Source organism: Serpentinicella alkaliphila, from assembly GCF_018141405.1.
GTDB lineage: Bacteria > Bacillota > Clostridia > Peptostreptococcales > Natronincolaceae > Serpentinicella > Serpentinicella alkaliphila.
On the sequence record NZ_CP058648.1, the window covers coordinates 490,101 to 509,415 of the forward strand.

16 protein-coding genes are annotated in these 19,315 nt (G+C 31.2%); 4 read left to right on the plus strand and 12 right to left on the minus strand.

The genetic code is table 11. From position 1 onward, the window contains the following. Window positions 1-82: 82 nt before the first annotated feature. On the minus strand, window positions 83-535 hold the full coding sequence (locus HZR23_RS02550; RefSeq protein ID WP_165913746.1) for a pyridoxamine 5'-phosphate oxidase family protein: 453 nt from the start codon (window positions 533-535) through the stop codon (window positions 83-85). A gap of 270 nt (window positions 536-805) precedes the next feature. Between HZR23_RS02550 and HZR23_RS02555 the strand changes: the two genes are divergently transcribed. Then, complete coding sequence (locus tag HZR23_RS02555) at window positions 806-1,825, plus strand: GGDEF domain-containing protein (protein WP_213050312.1); 1,020 nt, start codon at window positions 806-808, stop codon at window positions 1,823-1,825. Window positions 1,826-2,299: 474 nt separating this feature from the next. On the opposite strand, the gene HZR23_RS02560 is transcribed toward HZR23_RS02555, so the two are convergent. From HZR23_RS02560 to HZR23_RS02580, 5 genes are all read right to left on the minus strand, one after another. Next, on the minus strand, window positions 2,300-3,430 hold the full coding sequence (locus HZR23_RS02560; RefSeq protein WP_165913744.1) for an HD domain-containing phosphohydrolase: 1,131 nt from the start codon (window positions 3,428-3,430) through the stop codon (window positions 2,300-2,302). Between the two features lie 131 nt (window positions 3,431-3,561). After that, a complete protein-coding gene (locus HZR23_RS02565) occupies window positions 3,562-4,251 on the minus strand; it encodes an ABC transporter ATP-binding protein (RefSeq protein WP_165913743.1) in 690 nt (229 codons plus the stop codon). Then, on the minus strand, window positions 4,223-5,047 hold the full coding sequence (locus HZR23_RS02570) for an ABC transporter permease (protein ID WP_132849317.1): 825 nt from the start codon (window positions 5,045-5,047) through the stop codon (window positions 4,223-4,225). The genes HZR23_RS02565 and HZR23_RS02570 overlap by 29 nt, the downstream gene beginning before the upstream one ends. Further along, window positions 5,022-6,044, minus strand: a complete 1,023-nt coding sequence (locus HZR23_RS02575; protein WP_243098264.1) for an ABC transporter substrate-binding protein — start codon at window positions 6,042-6,044, stop codon at window positions 5,022-5,024. Before HZR23_RS02575 ends, HZR23_RS02570 begins: the two co-directional genes overlap by 26 nt. Window positions 6,045-6,108: 64 nt before the next feature. After that, entirely contained in the window at window positions 6,109-6,744 is a 636-nt protein-coding gene (locus HZR23_RS02580; RefSeq protein ID WP_132849316.1) for a Crp/Fnr family transcriptional regulator, read from the minus strand. A gap of 144 nt (window positions 6,745-6,888) precedes the next feature. Between HZR23_RS02580 and HZR23_RS02585 the strand changes: the two genes are divergently transcribed. The 3 genes from HZR23_RS02585 to HZR23_RS02595 are packed head-to-tail and all read left to right on the plus strand — an operon-like array spanning window position 6,889 to window position 9,312. Continuing rightward, window positions 6,889-7,602, plus strand: a complete 714-nt coding sequence (locus HZR23_RS02585; RefSeq protein ID WP_132849315.1) for a GTP-binding protein — start codon at window positions 6,889-6,891, stop codon at window positions 7,600-7,602. After that, window positions 7,596-8,372, plus strand: coding sequence for an ATP-binding cassette domain-containing protein (locus HZR23_RS02590; RefSeq protein WP_132849314.1), 777 nt, complete (start codon window positions 7,596-7,598; stop codon window positions 8,370-8,372). Before HZR23_RS02585 ends, HZR23_RS02590 begins: the two co-directional genes overlap by 7 nt. Next, window positions 8,362-9,312, plus strand: coding sequence for an ABC transporter substrate-binding protein (locus HZR23_RS02595; protein WP_165913742.1), 951 nt, complete (start codon window positions 8,362-8,364; stop codon window positions 9,310-9,312). The genes HZR23_RS02590 and HZR23_RS02595 overlap by 11 nt, the downstream gene beginning before the upstream one ends. Before the next feature lie 87 nt (window positions 9,313-9,399). Here HZR23_RS02595 and HZR23_RS02600 read toward each other — a convergent pair whose 3' ends face one another. From HZR23_RS02600 to HZR23_RS02625, 6 genes are all read right to left on the minus strand, one after another. After that, window positions 9,400-10,665, minus strand: a complete 1,266-nt coding sequence (locus HZR23_RS02600; RefSeq protein WP_132849312.1) for a methyl-accepting chemotaxis protein — start codon at window positions 10,663-10,665, stop codon at window positions 9,400-9,402. Window positions 10,666-10,756: 91 nt separating this feature from the next. Then, on the minus strand, window positions 10,757-12,529 hold the full coding sequence (locus HZR23_RS02605; protein WP_243098263.1) for a ferrous iron transporter B: 1,773 nt from the start codon (window positions 12,527-12,529) through the stop codon (window positions 10,757-10,759). A 222-nt stretch (window positions 12,530-12,751) separates the two neighbouring features. After that, complete coding sequence (locus HZR23_RS02610) at window positions 12,752-13,510, minus strand: ABC transporter permease (protein WP_132849311.1); 759 nt, start codon at window positions 13,508-13,510, stop codon at window positions 12,752-12,754. After that, a complete protein-coding gene (locus HZR23_RS02615) occupies window positions 13,485-14,486 on the minus strand; it encodes an ABC transporter substrate-binding protein (RefSeq protein ID WP_132849310.1) in 1,002 nt (333 codons plus the stop codon). The genes HZR23_RS02610 and HZR23_RS02615 overlap by 26 nt, the downstream gene beginning before the upstream one ends. Before the next feature lie 37 nt (window positions 14,487-14,523). Further along, window positions 14,524-15,240, minus strand: a complete 717-nt coding sequence (locus HZR23_RS02620) for an ABC transporter ATP-binding protein (RefSeq protein ID WP_132849309.1) — start codon at window positions 15,238-15,240, stop codon at window positions 14,524-14,526. 35 nt (window positions 15,241-15,275) lie between these two features. After that, on the minus strand, window positions 15,276-19,283 hold the full coding sequence (locus tag HZR23_RS02625; protein ID WP_132849308.1) for an acyl-CoA dehydratase activase: 4,008 nt from the start codon (window positions 19,281-19,283) through the stop codon (window positions 15,276-15,278). Window positions 19,284-19,315: the final 32 nt, after the last annotated feature.

Consider the following 19,315-nt stretch of genomic DNA (forward strand, 5'->3'; position numbering starts at 1 on the left):
TGTTTACTAATGCTATAATATAAAATAGAGAGCCCAGGGCTCTCTATTTTATATTAATATTTTAAGTATTTATAGTTAATTATTATAGGGCTGCCAATTCATCATAAAGTACTCTGAATAACTGAGGTGTTTTTTGTGATCTCTGTGTTACTTGTATACCCTGCTCAATTTTCACTAGAGCAGTTGTATCATTTTTAACTTCTAATACATTTATTTTTATACCAGCCATAAATTCATTACCTTCCATTTTTTCCTTCACTATAAATCCTTCCCCTTTAATACTTATAGCTATATCCCCTGCGCCTAGTAAGGAAATCATTGCTCTTTTATCCTTTTTAATATTTTCATAGTCCTGATGCCCAGTTGCTATACATGCATTTAAAGTTGATGGAGTTGTAGATTTAACTAAATTTATAGGTGTAGTATGTGGAAATCCAGTTTCACTATTTATTGTTGCCAAAATATAAAACGCTTCCTCATTATTTATAAATTCTATAACTTCCTGTGGAACTTCGTTTCCTAATATTTTTGACATTTTTATTCCTCCCATATTTGTTTTATTTATCCTGCCAATGATAATTTAAATATAACACTCAAATATATATAGTTATATGATATATATCACAATTTTATAAACAAGTATAAATTGAAACTGTTGTTTTTTACCTATATTTCAAATATAATTTCCTTATAAACCTTGTAGAGGATGTGTATAATTTTGACTGTTTTGAAAAAGAGATCTACAATTTTAACAGTTGTTCTTTTTTGCTTACTTATACTAATCGGCAGTAATGGATTATACACTATGTATATAACACATACAATTAAAGCTGATGCAGAAATAATAAACAAATTAGGAATAATTAGAGGTTCTATTCAACGTTCTACTCAACTGGAACTAAATGGTATTCAGGATGATCTATTAATTGGTAATATTAACACTATCATTAGTGATTTTCAAAATAATAAATATAGAGTCTATGATAAAAATGATGAACTTTTATTATACTTAACTCAACTTGAAGAAACCTGGATTTCCCTAAGTGAAGCAATGTATACATATAGGACTAACCCAACATCAACTAATTCAAGTATTATAATTGAGTTGAGCGAATTAGCTTGGGTTAGATCAAACAATCTTGTTTATATATATCAACAAACTTCACAAAACAAAGTCGCAAAACTTGATAATAGTTTTTTTATGTTAACCATAAATTTGATATTTGGCATCTTTATAATTTATTTAATTAAGAAGTATGTCAAAGATACCCTGGAATATTTAGTGAATTATGATGATCTAACAGGAATATTTAACAGGCGCTTTTTTAATGAATATTTGTTAAAGGAAATAGAAAAATTCAATAGGTACCCCTCTAAGCTATCTCTAGTTATACTAGATATTGATCGGTTTAAAAACGTTAATGATACCTATGGTCATGATGTAGGGGATATTATACTAAAAGACTTGGCTAAATTAGTTAACTCAAACATTAGAAAAAGTGATATTTTAGCTAGAATTGGTGGCGAAGAATTTGCAATAGTATTAACTAATTGTGACATTAATGATGGTTTTAGTTTTGCAGAAAAGATTAGAAATATTGTATCTCAACACAATTTTCACCAGGTTGGACAAATAACTATTAGTCTCGGGGTAACCCAATTACATGAAAATGATACAACAGATACGATATATAAACGAGCTGATAACGCCTTATATATAGCAAAGAAGAATGGAAGAAATAGAAGTGAAATTGAGATTAAAAATGGCTTTATAATGACCCATCCAAATAAAGATATTAAAATAAAACAAAACTTACCTTCTTAAGCGGTGTTTTATAAAAACAAGCGACATTAAACCTATATTCTAAGTTCACTGTCGCTTTTAATATTGTAACCACTATCTATAAACAAAAAAGGGGGGAGTATAGTTTAGTGGTTTATACTTATATTAACTATGTAAAACCTCTTATAAGTTCTAGTTACTACAGCCACAACCTCCGGACTGATGGCAACTACAATCAGTACAGCTACAATTATTCTCTGTTATTTCTTCGTTTATATCTACACATAAATTAATATTTACCAATTTCATAGAATTACTCCTTTATCTAATGATATTAGTTTTCATTATCATTAATTAAATGGTATCACCCTGTTCCTAAAATGTCAATATGTTATTTTTATTTTCTATAAACTTAGGGACTTCTCCTTCCTAATACTTAAATGTAAAAAAACACTATTCAGTCTTAGTGTTTTTAGCTAAATATTTTCATATGTTTATATGTAACCTTTTCAACTCTTAATATAATGGATTTTTATATAATAGTTTTAAAAACTCATCTACTAAATGTGGATCAAATTGCGTTCCTTTACATTTTATTAATTCACCTATAGCCTCTTCCTTTAATAAACCTTTTCTATAAGCTCTACTACTTGTCATTGCATCCCATGCATCCACTATACTAACAATTCTAGCAGTTAGAGGGATTTCCTCTCCTTTTAACCTATCTGGATAGCCATTTCCATCATATCTTTCATGATGATATTTGATTACATCTACAATGCCTTTATTCAGATCCATAGGTTTTAATATGTTAACACCTTTTATTGGATGTTCTTTTATTATCCCATATTCCTCATCAGTTAAAGCAGTATTTTTGTTTAAAATTACATCAGAAATACCTATTTTTCCAACATCGTGTAGAATTGCCCCATAATGAATTAGTTCAACCATTTCTTCTGTAAAATCAAGAAACTTTGCGAATTCAACAGTTATCATTGCTACTCTAGAGGAGTGATTTTGAGTATATATATCCTTTGCATCTATAGCTGCTACTAAACTGCTAATTGTTTTTAAATATAATTCCTTTTTTTTACGCTCTATATTCTTTCGAATATTATCTAGTAACAATGCTGCCTGATGAGAGAATATTTTTAGATTTATTTGATCTCTGACAGAATAGCTACTAGAATGGTTATCATTATCCTCATGTCTATGCATTACAACTGCGTATCCTATAGGGTCGGTTTCAACTACCAATGGTAGAAAAATAAATGATTCTAGTTTTTCATCTAACTTATAAAACCTGTGAAAATACTCATTTTTTTTATTCACTTCAACAATTCTATTTAATTGCTGCTTAGATAATATGTTATTTAGTTTACTGAAAGCCTTAACTAGTTCCTCAGATATTTGCCCGTTAATTTCCACAGCTTTTACTTTATAACTACTAGTTTCTATCATAAATAGACAACCAGCCTCACTATTAGTAATTTCCATAGCAAGCTGTAATGTGCTTTTAATAGTAGTGTTCAAATCTCCATCTCGCATTAATAAATTTGTCATATTTACAAGAAAGGACTGCTCACTTAGTTTATCTTCTAATTCTTTAATTTTATTATTTAATCTATGTACTTCTTTATTTTGCATATGATAATTTAGAATAATAATCACTCCAAGCTTACTTATGTTTTAATGAGAATATTTATTATTGTATATTACATTTTAGTTATAGAGCTGTCAATATTATATAGCAAATTTTGTTAATGTTATAATTCAAGTTACACTAATAATAGTCGATATTTATTCATTGTATTCACATCATCCCTATCATTATGAGGAATGTCTATAGTAAATTGTTTTTGTATCTTTAGTGGTATACCAGATAACACATGTATGTGATTTGCCATATACAAAACCTCATCAATGTCATGGGTTATATAAATAACTACATTTTTTTTCTCGTACCAATAGTCTATAATATAATCTATTAATACTTTCTTAATATCAAAGTGTAAACCCTTAAAAGGCTCATCCATTATCAAAATATCACCATCATATGCGAATGCTCTAGCGATTGAAACCCGTTGCCTCATTCCACCACTTAATTCATTGGGATAACATTTTTTAAAATCAATTAAATCCACAAGGGATAAATACTTATCCACTATTTCATCTATTTTTCTCTTTTCTATATTCTCTAACACAAACTTAATATTTTCTTCTATAGTAGCCCAAGGTAATAATCTGTCTTCTTGAAAAATATATGAAATCCTTTTATCCTTAAACCCAATAATATTACCTTTTTCATATGAGCAAAGCCCAACTAGGGTATTTATTAATGTTGTTTTTCCACAACCTGAGGGACCAAATAGACAATGGATTCCGTCAGATGAAAAATCTATATTAAAATTAGAAATAACTTGAAGGTTCCCATAACTCTTATGCAGATTCTTTACTTGTAGCTTCACTATAATCATCCCTTTTATAAGAATTATTAACCGTACAAAAGCCGTTAGAAGTGGACTTTTTGATTAGTTTATTTAACATAATTTCAAATACAACACTTAGTATTATTACTACGGATGTCCAGGCAAATAATTCATTAGTGTCTAAATAAACCTTAGCACTATGGACGTAACTACCTATTCCATTTCTGGGGAGACTTAGGACCTCTGCTGCTACACTTGCCTTCCACCCTAACCCCACTGCCGTTAAACAGGCAGCAGATACATATGGAATGATTGATGGAAGATAGATCTTTCTTATTACAGTTAATCTTTTAATACCGTACATCTTAGCCATCTCTAAAAGTTTTATATCTACATTCCTTATTCCCGTAACTACATTAGTCCAAATTATTGGAAAACACAACAGGAAACATATAAATATAGGTACATTTGAGGAGCTAAGCCATATTACAGCAAGGATAATAAAGGATATAACTGGAGTTGATTTTATAACAATAATAAGTGGATTTATTATGTCATGCACATGTTCATTCATAGCAGAGATTATTCCAATAGTAATTCCTAAAAGAATTGACCAAGCGAGTCCACTTAATACTCTATATATGGAGAAAGTAATAGATCTCCAAAAGTAAGGCTGCAAAACTAATTGTCTCAAGCTTAAAAATACGTTAAATGGAGAAGGGACATAAATGTCCCTTCCAATAATCACATGAGTTATCTGCCAAATTAGAACCCAAAATATAAAAATGCATATATTTTTAATTGATTTCTTATTTTTTGTAGTAATACCCTTCATCTGGTAATTTACCCCCAATTGATTTTTGATCAAAATCAAATAGTACCTGATAAAATTCCTCTAAATATGCTTTAGCATCCTGTGCATCTATGTATACAATATTGCTTAATGGAATTGCTTTTTTAGCTATGGCTGCCTTAGGTAGTATTTCAAATTTTTCAATTAATTCCGAAGCTTCTTCATTATTCTCATTTACAAAACTAACTGACTGTTTATATTCATCCAAAAATATATTAAGAGCCTCTTTATTATTCTGAGCAAATTCCTTTTGAACAATTATTGACCCCATGGGTAATTGTCTATCTCCTGTTAACTTATTCCATTCAGCCGTAATATCTAAAGCTATTCTTAGGTTTGGATTTTGCATTAATGCTGTAGTCACATGGGGCTGAGGAAGTAGTCCCATTTTAACATCCCCTGCTACCAATGCTGCTGCTAACTCTGAATGCTGTAATTTATAATCAATTATAACATCTTTATCAGGTGTTAGGTTATTCCCGTTTAAAATATAATTAAATACAAAATCCGGCGTTGCACCTTTTCCGCTAGAATATATAGACTGACCTCTTAAATCTTCTACAGAATTAATGCTAGCCCCATTTTCTACTACATAAAGTACCCCAAGAGTATTAACAGCTGCTAATTGAATAGCTCCTTGAGTCCTGTTATATAATACTAAAGCTAAATTAGTTGGAACTGCGGCTACATCTACCTCACCACTTAAAATTTTACCTACTAAATCATCTGGGCTTCCCAGTAAAGTAAACTCATAATCTAAATCAGTTTCTCCAAGCTCGTTTTTTTCCATTAATTCTGCCATACCCATCCCTGTAGGACCTTTAAGAGTTGTAACTTTTATTTTTACTTTCTCTATGTTCTCATTACCTGTTGTTTGTTGACCAATTTCATTTTTGGGGCTACAGCCCACTACAGTACCTAACGTCAAAACTATAACAATCATTAAAATCAACACTTTTTTAAACCCATATTTTGTCAATTTAAAACCTCCCGATAGTATTAGTGATAATCATTTTCATATTAGCACCAACATTGTTTCTCTGTCAATCATATAATATAATTTTATTTGCCTCAAGTATTAAATATTTATCTTCTTCCAATTTTTTTAATATTCTATATAAAGAAGGTCTGCTAATACCCAAGTAGTCCGCTAACTCACTTTTACTGAGGTTTAAGGTCACTTGTTTTTTATTATTTTGCTGTACTTTTAATTGTTTTATATAATTAATAATTCTCTCTTCAATATTATCTTGCGTAAAACACTCTACCCTTTGATTTAAAAAGTGTATTCTCCCACTTATATATCCTAAATAATTTCTTTGAATGTTCTCATCTAATTGAAATAATTTTAATAAACCTTCTTCATTAATAAACATAACAACCGATTCACTCTTTACATATAAAGACGTTACATTACTAACACTTTCCTGAAAAAGATTGGCTAAGCCAAAAACATCCCCACCTTTTATTTTATTCATAATAATTTTTTTACCTGTTATAAGGTTTTTCTGTATTTCAATTTTACCACTAAGAACTATACCAATTTCTCTATCACAGTTTTCTATATAAGAACCCTTTGCATATATTACAGTTCTATAATTAATCGCTTTAAAAATATTAGTCAGTTTATCAATATGTAGATGCTTAAAAAGAAAGGATTTTTGTAATTGATTGCTCATTTCTATCCCCCTCGTCTAGAAAAATATAAATATATTTATTTTATAAATGTCTTATATAATACATTTTTTATAATTTGATTGTATTATAATAACAACAGATAAACAATAATGAATTTCATTATTGTTTCAAAGGAGGAGTATACTATGGTAACAATTATTATTGGTGGAGCCCCTGCTGTTGGAAAAACAAGTGTAGTAAAACATATTGTACAGTTTTTACAGCTTCAGAATGATTATCCTGCAGTATGTAAGATCGATTGTATTGAAAGTAATGATGAACAAAACTATAAATTATTAAATATTCCTGTCATTCAAGGATTAAGTCAAAATATATGCCCAGATCATTTTTTAGCTACTAATATTATTGATATTTTTGAGTGGGGTATAAAGAAAAAATCAAGTCATTTGTTTATTGAAACAGCAGGCCTGTGTAATCGTTGTGCTCCATTCATAAATAGGGCCTTAAATATATGCGTTATAGATTGTATGGGCAGTATAAAAGGACCAGAAAAGCTTGGTCCCCTTGTTACAACAGCAGATATTCTAGTTCTAACTAAATCTGATTTAGTCTCTCAAGCTGAACGTGAAGTATTATCATATCATCTATCTAGCTTAAATTCCAAAGCAATAATCCTGGAAGTTAACGGTCTTTCTGGCTTTGGAGTACAAAGACTAGTTCAATTAATCGCGAAAAAAGGTCAATCCACTCATACTTTAGAGGAAGACCAGCTTAGATACTCTATGCCTGCAGCCAACTGCTCTTATTGTGTTGGGGAAATACGTATTGGCCGTAGTTATCAACAAGGTATAGTTAATAAAATGGCTTTTAATGAGGAAGTTGAGGAAAATATATGCTAAATAAACTTGAAATAATAGCTGGCTATGACAAAAAAGGTATTAAAGAATCTGTTGAGTCTGTCGTATTTGAAAGAGGCCAAATTTATACCATTGTTGGTAAAACTGGTTCAGGTAAAACATTGTTAATGGAAGATATTGAATGCCTTAACGATGGTGAAGGAATAACTAAGAGGACAATTCTTATTGATGGTGAAAAGCCTGGTGATTCGTTCTATGTAGGATACAGAAGTAGATTAATAGCACACCTTTCTCAAAATATGAACTATATTCTAGATATGCCAGTACTAGAATTTCTAAATTTACGAAATCAACTTCATACTTCTAAAGAATTTAATGTAAACCCTATTAAAACCCTTGAAACAGCTAATTTATTAAGTGGAGAAGAGATACAACCCCAGCAGCTCCTCACTAAATTAAGTGGTGGACAATCAAGGGCATTGATGATAACTGATGTGGCACTAAACAGTTCAGCTCCAGTTATACTAATAGATGAGGTTGAAAATGCTGGTATAGATAGAATTAAGGCAATGTCTTTATTAATAAAGCATGAGAAGATTGTTTTAGTAGCTACCCATGACCCACTATTAGCTCTATACGGTAATAAAAGAATTGTACTAAGCAACGGTGGTATGAGTAAAATAATTGAACGCTCATCTGAAGAAGAAGCCATATTGGAACAACTAATTGCAGTAAATGATAAAATGGAAAAAATGCGTCTACAAATTCGTAATGGAGAATCATTAAAAGGAGTGAATGACCTTGTCTTATAAAGTTTATTGGAATAATATATGTTTATTAAGCAATATGGAAGAGGCTTTTATTAACACCCAACAAAAAATACAGAAGCATTTTCCGTTCACCTTTGAGTACTATGGTTTAGGAAAACCTTCATCAATGACTGTAAAAATTAAAGAGGATATACAAGCCGGAAACATAGGTGGAGATATTATAGTTTCAACGGATTTAGATATATATCAAGATGTAACGATTGCTAAATATTTACAGAATGAATTTAAAAAAAGTTCTTCCCTTTTACCTATTAATGAGCATCTATTTAACACTACTATACCTCATCCTGAACAATACTTTCACCCCTTTGTAGTTATTCCTCTAGTTATGGTCGTTAACAGTAATTTAGTCAAAGAATCTGAAATGCCAAAAGCGTTTGAAGACTTAATAAGCCCTAACTTTAAATACAGATATGCATTTGGTGGAATACATAACTCTGCAGGTAGATCCTTATTGAAATCACTCTGGTATATGTATGGAAAAAAAACTGTAGAGAAATTTCTATCTGGGGCTACTATTACTACTATGCCAGCTCAGGCATTTCAACAGGTTATGACTGGTCAAGTAGAAGTCGCTATAGTGCCAACAATTTTTGCCCTTAGAAAGGGGGTTAATGGAATAAAAGCAATCTGGCCAAAAGAAGGTGCAATTCCTATACCCTCCTATGTTGCATGCAAAAACAATGTCTCTGAAGAGGATTTTAGTTTATTTGTTGATAATATACTAGGTAAAGAATTTCAATTACAGTTAAAAAATGCTGGTGATATAATTCCATCTCACCCAGAACTATCTATATCATCCTTTGCAATGGAAAATGATTGTAAGTTGCTTTATCCAGAATGGGAATTTTTTAAAACATTTGATCATGAAGAGTTCTATAATCAATGCAATAGCTTCTATCATCTTTTAAAAGCACAATAGTTATTGTTCTTTATATATAACGAATCTTATAAAACTCCTCTTCTGTACTTAGAGGAGTTTTATATCTTTTCATAAATATATCGATAATTATATTTTAAACTTTGGTATTAGTTGTTGGAGTTCATCTGACATCTTTGCTAGGTTTTCTGAAGAGCTTTTTATTCCTAAAATAAATGTCTGCTCCTCTTTAGAGGATTCCTCTATATTCTGCATTAAAGTTGAAAATTCTTTAGCTATAGTTTCTAATTCATTTATTGAGCTGCTAACTTCATTTACCCCTATAGTCATCTTCTCTGCTACTGTGGCTAACTCTTTAATCTCTAAGGTTGTACTTTTAATTGAATGAGAGATGCCAGTAAAAGTTTCATTAACCACTCCGATAATATCCCTTCCCTTTTCAACGCTATTTGTATTTAAAGTAATTGACTGTACAGCATTCTCTGAATTCCTTTCAATTTTTTCTACTATCAAATTGATTTTCTCAGTTGCTTTCAAGGTTTGTTCAGAAAGTTTCCGTATTTCATCTGCAACTATAGCGAAACCTCTGCCAGCTTCACCTGCCCTAGCGGCTTCTATTGCAGCATTAAGTGCTAATAAATTTGTTTGATCTGATATATTAGAAATTAGCCTCAACACTTCACTTATTTTTTCTGAGTCTTTCTTAAGTTCCTGAATTACACCCCCTGTTAAATTAGTACTTAAATGAATATTGTTCATTTGTTCAATTGCAATATCTACAGCTTTTCTCCCTTCTTCGGTCTTGTCAATTATAGTATTAGTAGATTTTAATATACTAGTTGAAGTATGAGCAACTTTACTAACATCCTTTACCATGTTTTCTAAGTTTCGAGAGCTTACTTCTGTTCTAAACAACTGATTATCCGCCCCTGAGGCTGCTTCCTTTATAGCTTGCGTTACTGAATTTACTAGTTCACTGGTTTCATCTGAGCTCTTAAATAATTTTTCAGATGAACTCTCTAGGTCTCTACTTGCATCAGTAATCTTTATAAAGATACTTTTCATGGCTTTTTGCATTGTATCTATTCCTCTAGACATTACCCCTAGTTCATCTTTCATATCTAGATATTCATTAGGTAAATCTATACTAAAATCACCATTAGAAATAAGCTTTGTATGTAAAGTTATTGTTTCCATTCCATTTGTTATTTCTTTTGATAAATATATTCCACTAATCATTCCGTACAATGGAAAGATTGTAATTACACTAAATATAATATTTTCTAAATTATTTATTTTTATATATGTTAAAAAACCTATTAGTAGTAATGGCAATAAGCTTGTAACAACAAAAATTACTAGTATTTTATTTCTTACCTTATAGTTTCTCATCATTATCTATTACACTCCTTTTGAAATTATAAGTAATGTAGCTTCTGATATAAAACCTTTCTAATGGCCTTATACCGTACGGATTATTGCATATTTAATGGAGGAGAGCATTAATTAAACTTACACTTTGATTTATAATTCCTCCCACTAAAATAGCTGTGAAAATTGTAAAAATACTAATCTGAATCGCTACCTTTATACTAAATTCCTTAACTAAAATTCCAAAAACTGAAAGGCAAGGAAGATAAAACAATGCGACTACAGAGCCTACAACCATCTGTAATGTGCTTAAATTTAATTGTAATAATGGTAGAACTGCCATTTCTCTTCTAACAATTCCTAAGATTAAAGCTATACTTGCTTCAGCAGGTAGTCCAAGCCACTGGACAACCAATGGTTGAATTAATACACCTACAGAATTTAGTAATCCTGTCTCAGCGACTAATGCAGCTATACCTACGGCTAATACCATTGGAAGTTCTGCTTCAATCATAAAGCTTCTTACTCTAAACCAAATCTTTTTTAATAATGCCTGTGCATTTGGTACAAGCAAGTACGGTATTTCTAAAAGCATTGGGTTTACAAACCCATCTAACATTTTGTTTAGTACGATACCGCCTAATAGAATAAAACAAAAGGAAATTAAATAAACAAATATAATTGCTAACATTGAGTGGTTCCCTAGAAGGGCAATAAAAGCTCCAGTTTGGGCAATACAAGGAACAGCTAATGTTACGAGAGTAGAAATTATCAATCGTTCTTTTTGAGATGTAGCTACCCTAGATCCCAAAATCGCTGGGATTGCGCACCCATAACCCATAATAAAAGGGACTATACTACTCCCTTGAATACCAATACGCCTTAATATACCATCCACTATGACACCTAAATGTGGCAAATATCCAGTATCCTCTAATACAGATAATACTCCATAGAATAAGGCTACATAAGGTAGAATTAGTGCAAAGGGCCATTCAACTCCTTTGATTAGCATGCCATACTCTCCAATAAGAATATTTAAAATTATACCTTCCGAGATAATACTTTCAATAAGCTTAGAAATTAAAGGAACATACCAGTTATTCAATATAGGAAGTAGTATTAGAGTCCTTAAAGCCTTACCTCCACCTACAACTATAGCTAGACAAAATAGTAAAACAACTATTGCAATAGGTAATCCAGTATAAAAATTAATACATAAATCACTAAATTTATCTAATTTGGATACTCTCGATTCAACTGAATTTAAATGAACTTTTTTAACAATCGCCTTTGATTTATCCCATATTTCTTCTTTACTTAAGCCTTCTTCCCTTCGTGCATAATAATCATTTTGCCCTAGCTCCCATGTTTTTTGTAAAACTTCTTTAATTCCAATGTTTCTTGTTGCAATTGTTGATATTACAGGCGCACCTAATTCTGTTTCCAATGATTTAATATCTATTTTAATCCCTTTGGAATCAGCTATATCTAGTAAGTTTAAAACAAATACAACTGGAATTTCATATTCCATAACCTGAAATGCTAAATTAATGCTTCTTTCTAAGAATGTTGCATCTAACACACATATTATAACATCAGGCCGGCCTTCCTCTAAAAACTTTATTGCAACTTCTTCAGCACTTGAGGTAGCCTCTAATGAATATATACCTGGAACATCTGTTATAATGCCGGTTTTACCTAAATGCTTTATTTTGCCCTGTGAATAGTCAACAGTGGTGCCTGGATAATTAGAAATCATAACTTGCATACCTGTTAGTTTTGAAAATATAACACTTTTACCCACATTAGGGTTCCCGATTAATAGAATTCGTATTTCTTCCTTTTCCGTATTACTTATATTATTAATAACACTATGGCAGCCCAACTCCTCATCACTCTCCGTTCTTATTTAGTAGTAATAATGATAATCATTATCGTTAACAGAGTATAATATACCACTTATACCACATATAGTCAACAAATAATTCAGAGGGCATTTTAAAACAAAAAACAACGCCTTTCAACCACGATCTAAAATGTGGATGAAAAGCGAATTTATTGTGTATTACAGTTTGTTCACTATGTTTCTTTAATAAATATTATTTATTCAATCTTTATGTTTTTTTGCTACTTCTATTATTTGTTCTAACATTGCCGCTAATACAATTGTTATTAGAGACCATGCAAATACTCCAGCAGTATTAAGACTAGCCCTTTCGATTTGAAAATTTGTACCCATAGAGATTCTGGGTTGACTTAAAACCTCTGCGGCTATTATTATTTTAAGATTCAATCCCATAGCAGAAGACATTGCACCGTATAAATATGAACTTATAGATGGTATATATAAATCCATAAACTTATCTATTATACCAATATGATATATATCCATCATTTCAACAATCTTTATATCAACATTTCTAATCCCTTGTACAACACTCTCATATATAACAGGGAATATAACTACAAACCCTACTAAAATTGGTGCCTTTTCTGACTGTAGCCAGATAAGTGCAAGTAAAATCATAGCCATTGTCGGCACAGCTTTATTTACTAAGATAATAGGTCTTAATAGGTAATAAATCGGTCTTGAGAAACCACCCATCATCCCTAAGCTAACCCCTGCCCCTAAGGCAAATACAAATCCTATTAATGCCCTTTTCAAAGTATTAATTAAGGAGGTAATAAAGTTAGGAGAGCTGATAATCCTAATTAATTCTTTTAAAGTACTTGCTGGAGATGGAATTAATATTTCTCTATCTACTATATTAGCTGCTATATTCCAAATAATTATTAGTACAATTACTGACAATAGAGTATATAAAGGTTCCTTCGGTTCTTTATTTTTGGAAATAGAAGCCTTCATCAGGAAGCTTCCCTCCTATTGTTTCTGGTGCATATTCAAATAGCACGTTTAAATATTTCTCTATAGATTCCTTAGCGCTCTTAATATCTCTATACTCTATGTTTGATCTTCCTAAGCCATTTACTACAGCTCCTTTTGATAATCCTGTTTCAAGTTCTTCACTGTATTCTCCTGCCTTAGGAGCATTTGAATGTAACCATTTAATGCTGTTTTCATATTCCATTAAAAAGTTTTGTACAAACTCTGGATCTTTCTCAATAATCTCGCTTTTAATTATTAATGATGCTTGAGGATAACTTGAATTGATTTTGTTTAGTTTAGCCCACTCCTCTTGTAAATCAAATAGTATATTAGTACCCTCTTTTTTCATCATTACATTTGAAAGTGCTGGTTCTGGTATAACGGATATGGCACTTTTCCCTGCTATAAATGTTGAAGCAAGCTCCGCAGCCTCACCCACATAAGTTAAAGTCACATCTTTTTCTGGATCTAAACCATTACTAGTTAATAGGTATCTTAAAACTACATCCGGAGTAAGACCTCTACCCATAGTATGTATTTCTTTTCCCCTTAAATCATCCCATCCATTAATTTCTTCATTTCCAACTAAATAAAGAACACCCCATACACTTGATGCTGCAATTTTATAGTCTACACCTCTATTATATAGAGTTGCGGCTAAATTTGTTGGTACTACAGCAATATCGATTTCACCTGAAATTATTCTAGAAGCTAATAAATCTGGTGACTTTATAGTTTCATAGTTTATTTCTATATGATCTCCAAAGGAAGGGTTTTCTTTAAACATTTTAATCATACTTAAATTTGGAGCTCCAGTTGGGGCAGCAACATTTAAACTTAAGTTCTCTAGTTCTTTAACTTCTTCTACCTTTGGATTGTCAACCTTTGAAGAACATCCAACTAAAAACATTACTGCTAAACCTAAAATTAAAATAAGACTAATCACCTTTTTCATTATTGTTTTACACTCCTTATATTTTATATTTTTATTTTTAAGCACTTTTATAGGTGCCTTTATCCTGTTGTTTAGAAAGAGTTTTTATTAACTTACTCCTTACTTCAAATAACTCCCTATCATCTAGGCTCCTTAAATTTTGTGGGGTATTTATTTTTATAACAGTCTCAACAGTACAAGGGTTTTTCGTAAGTACTACAACTCTATTCCCTAATAGTAACGCCTCATCAATTTCATGAGTAACAAACACAATCGAATTCTTCCATTTATGCCATATATCAATTAAGCTTTTTACCATATTTATTCTTAAATCATAATCCAAAGATTTAAATGGCTCATCCATTAAAAGCATTTGGCATTCATAGTTAAAAGCTCTGGCTATGGAACATCTCTGTCTCATGCCACCACTTAATTGATTAGGGTATTTGTTTTCAAAATTGCTCAGACCTACAATATCGATTAAGTTTTGGATTTTATTATCCGAAGCAATTTTGTTAACAATTTTAATATTTTCAAATACAGTTTTCCATGGCAGTAATCTATCCTCCTGAAAAACATATCCGATTTTCTTATGATTATTTTTTATACTACCTTTATCTGGATTAATAATCCCCGCCATTACATTAAGTAAGGTAGACTTACCACAACCTGAAGGACCTAAAATACAGGTTATTTCATTATCTTTGATTTCCATATTAAAGTTGTGCAGTACATTTATTTCATCATAACTTTTATAAATACCATCTAGAAACATAGAATCACCCCTTCCTGACTTTGACTATTTAGACTTCACTTCATTGCATAGTATATAAATGAATCTATTTTTGAGTTATCTATTTCATTTTCATTTCCATCAAAGGTCATATTTAATATCGGTAGCTTTGATAACCTTTTCTGATCTTGAGTAAATATATTCAAGATAGTGTTTGTATTTTCATACATCGAAGAAACAGAAATAACTCCGTTTACAAAATCTAAATTACCTAAAGTTTTTGCATATCTATATCTACCATTTCCTCCAGTATATAAGCCTAATCCCTCATCAGCTCTTCTAACAAGGTCATTCATATCCTTTTCAAATATGTTTATAGGCTCGACTATATTAGATATTACTTTCATATAATTAGAAAGCGTTGTTAAATTGTTCAGTAGTTCATCCGCTTTTTGAGTCTTGTTATGTGCTAAGTAATCTCTCCATAAAAACCACATATACTCGCTAAGAGGTGCAAATAAAAGGTTTATACCCTTTTCCTCTAAGGCTTTAAATCTATTGTTATTTAAGAAATCGTTAAAAATAATACTTGCTTCTCCTATAACAAATAGCTTACTTGTATGTGCATTACTTTTTAGCTCTTTACTAATTTCCATGGCTATATCCTGCAAACTATCAATAGATAATTTATTATTTTTAATTAAACAAATAATTTTATTTACGTACTCTTCTCTTCTATTTCTTCGTAAGAGATTTACTAAATCTCCCCCCAGAAGTAATAGAAATATCTGTTCAGACAATTGCCTATCTTTTATTACATCCTCAATGAAAGGAGCTACTATTTCTGCATTCTGCATATTTCCATTATCTAACTTATCTCGTAATAATCTATTGTATTGTCCACCTATTTCCGCGCCCTCACAGGTAGGTATTATAAAACCAATATTCTGGTTTTGCTCATTACTCTCTAGACCTTTGGACAAAATATCCCCTAAAATGCTAGTAAAGGATAGGTACTCTTTAGTTAATGTATTTTTACGTCCTACATCAAGTGTTTTACCTGAAGTCATAGGAAGTACATGTACATCATAGGCTTTTCCTTGAAGCGAAGCTGCTAATAGCTCAGAGTAAGGATATAAAAATGGCAAATATAGTATAGTGTTCTTATCTACTTCATCCAAGTTATTTTTTATATAAGTTGGTTTGTGAGTAACCTTATTTGAGTAATCTTTTAAAGTTAAATCATTAGCCACTTCAACCTTATCGGATTTAATGCTATTTACAAAGGCCTCTACTCTTGTCAATACTCCTACACTTGAAAAATGCTCATCTACTTCAATATTTAAGTAAGGCTTTCCACTCATTTCTTCCTTAAAATAATGAACTAAGGCAGTATCAGGTCCACAACCATGATTTGTTATATAAATTGGATATAGATTAGGATGCTGCTTAATTATTTGAGCTCCAGATAAAATATGCTGCCCGAAGGGCCAATACATATTAGGATGTTCCTTAGATGTATCATGATCATGAGCTGGCAAATTAGATAGTGTTAACACTTTATAACCTAACTTTTCTAGCTTTTCAGGTATACCCATATTCAATATTGGATCTACTATGCCATAACCCCTAGTCACTATCACAAAGACTTTTTCATCCTTCCCTAAGCTACTAACAACTTCTTCCCCTTGTTTTTCAACCTTTAATTCAAAGCGTCTTAGGCTTTTCATTCCTTTCGTTAAGGCTGAGCCTGTTCGAATTGGATTCTTACCTAACTGTTTCCCTAACTCCATTAAGGTCTTCATCAAATATTTCTTGCCAAACTTAAAGGAAAGCTCTGGTGATAATAATTTTATTCCTTTTCTATCAAGGTCCATGGTTATATCTATAAGCTTTGGAACACATTGCATATAAACACATCCATAATCTTGTCTAGTTGTTGAAACTGAATGGGACATAGTGTATAAGCTTGGTAAAAAAATGTAATCTACTTTCTTTTCAATTAATTCAGCTATATGGCCATTTATAAGTTTAATTGGATAGCAAGTTTCATCCATTGAATACTCTTGACTTAGCTCTACAGTTTTCTCACTACTGTTATCAGATAATATGACATTAAAACCTAGCTCTTTAAAATAAGTATTAAATAGCGGAAATAGTTTGTGTAGGAAAAGCACTCTTGGTATCCCAACTGTCTTTTTAGAAGGATCTAACTTACGGTCATATCCTGCTAAATAGAGTCTTTCAATCTCTTCAAATATTTCTGTTCTTTTAGCTTCTTTTACAATTTCATGCTTACGTTCTTTTTCATATACTACATTTTCATCTAAATTAAAGCCTCTAAATGAAGACTGGCCTTTCATATCTTCCTTTGCTAAAATTGCTGCGCCATATGCTCCTGTTACGCTAAAAAACTTAGGTATTTCTAATTTTTCGCCTAATATGGCCTTAAAAGCATTTATTACTGCCTGATTGTATGCCACTCCACCTTGGAACAATATTTTATTTCCAACTACTTTGTTTCCAACTACTTTATTAAGATAATTCTTTGCAATTGAATAAGCTAATCCGGCGGCTATATCTTCTAATTTTGCTTCGTTACTCAAACTTGCTGCTATATTTGTTTCTATAAAAACTGTACATCTATCCCCTAAATCTATAGGGCTTTTGGACTTCATTGCTAAATCCCCAAAATCATTTATAGGAATATTTAATTTTAATGCCTGCTCTTCTATAAATGATCCAGTCCCTGCTGCACAAATTTTATTCATCTCAAAATCTGAAACAACACCATTCTCTAATTTTATAAATTTTGAGTCCTGACCACCGATTTCTATTATCGTATCTACTTCAGGGTCGATAAAATTTGCGGCCTTTGCTTGTGCAGTTATTTCATCTATGATTACATCTGCACCTACAAACTTACCTATCATATACCTACCAGAGCCAGTAGTTCCTACCCCTAGTACATTTATTTTTTTTCCAAGATCATTTTGTATTTCCTGTAGGCCTTGGGTTACTACCTTTATTGGATTACCCCGGGTTCTTAAATATTTAAAACTAATAACATCATTATTTTCATCCATAAATACAACATTTGTACTTGTTGAACCGATATCAATACCTATATATCCACTAACAGCCCCTTCGGAGCCTATTGCTTTACAGTTGTGTTTGTTGCTACTATCATTGCTTCCATACTGGGATAAAGAGGATAAAATAACTGTATTATCAAAGGATGCTAGTAACCTTTCGTTTTCTAAACTTAGATTAACAAAACTAGTTAGATCAATGGATAGATTATCCTTTAGTCCTATAATTGCTGCCCCAAGAGCTGAAATATTGCCACAATCCTTAGGTATTATTACATCCTCATTATTTAGTTTTAATACATCGATTAAAGCCTTTACAATCGATTCATTATATATAACTCCTCCAGTAAGTAATAGAGGTGTTCGTATTGGATATTTCTTTACAACATTAGCTCTGTAGTTTTTAACAAGCGCATATGCTAAACCTAATAAAATATCCTTTGAGTCTACCCCCTCTTGCTGATGATGTATAATATCTGTTTTAGCAAATACACTACATCTTCCAGCTATACGGGGTATGAAGGTTGCATTTTGAGTAAGATTTGAGTAACTCTCTAAATTAACTCCTAATCTAGATACCTGTTCCTCTATAAACGAACCTGTACCTGCAGAACAATTAGAATTAATAGATATTAATATATTTGAATTGTCCGAATCACTTATATTAGTTAGAAACTTTGAGCTTTGACCACCAATCTCTACAATAGAACCTATATCACAATTAACTTGTTTACTACCCTCTACCAAAGAAGTAACTTCGTTTATCCATGACAGTCCATATTTTTCTGATATATATTTACTGCCCTGACCTGTTGCAGCTCCATATCTTATGCTATTTCCGTATTTACTAGTTAATTGTTTTATATTTTTATCTATTTCTTCCTTAACTCTACCTTTATGTAAAACATAGGTACTATACTGTACTTCCATCTTTTCATCTATTAGTAAGAATTTTATGGAAGAATATCCGATATCAATTCCTAAGCTATGCAATTCAATACCTCCATTTTTAGTTACATTGATAA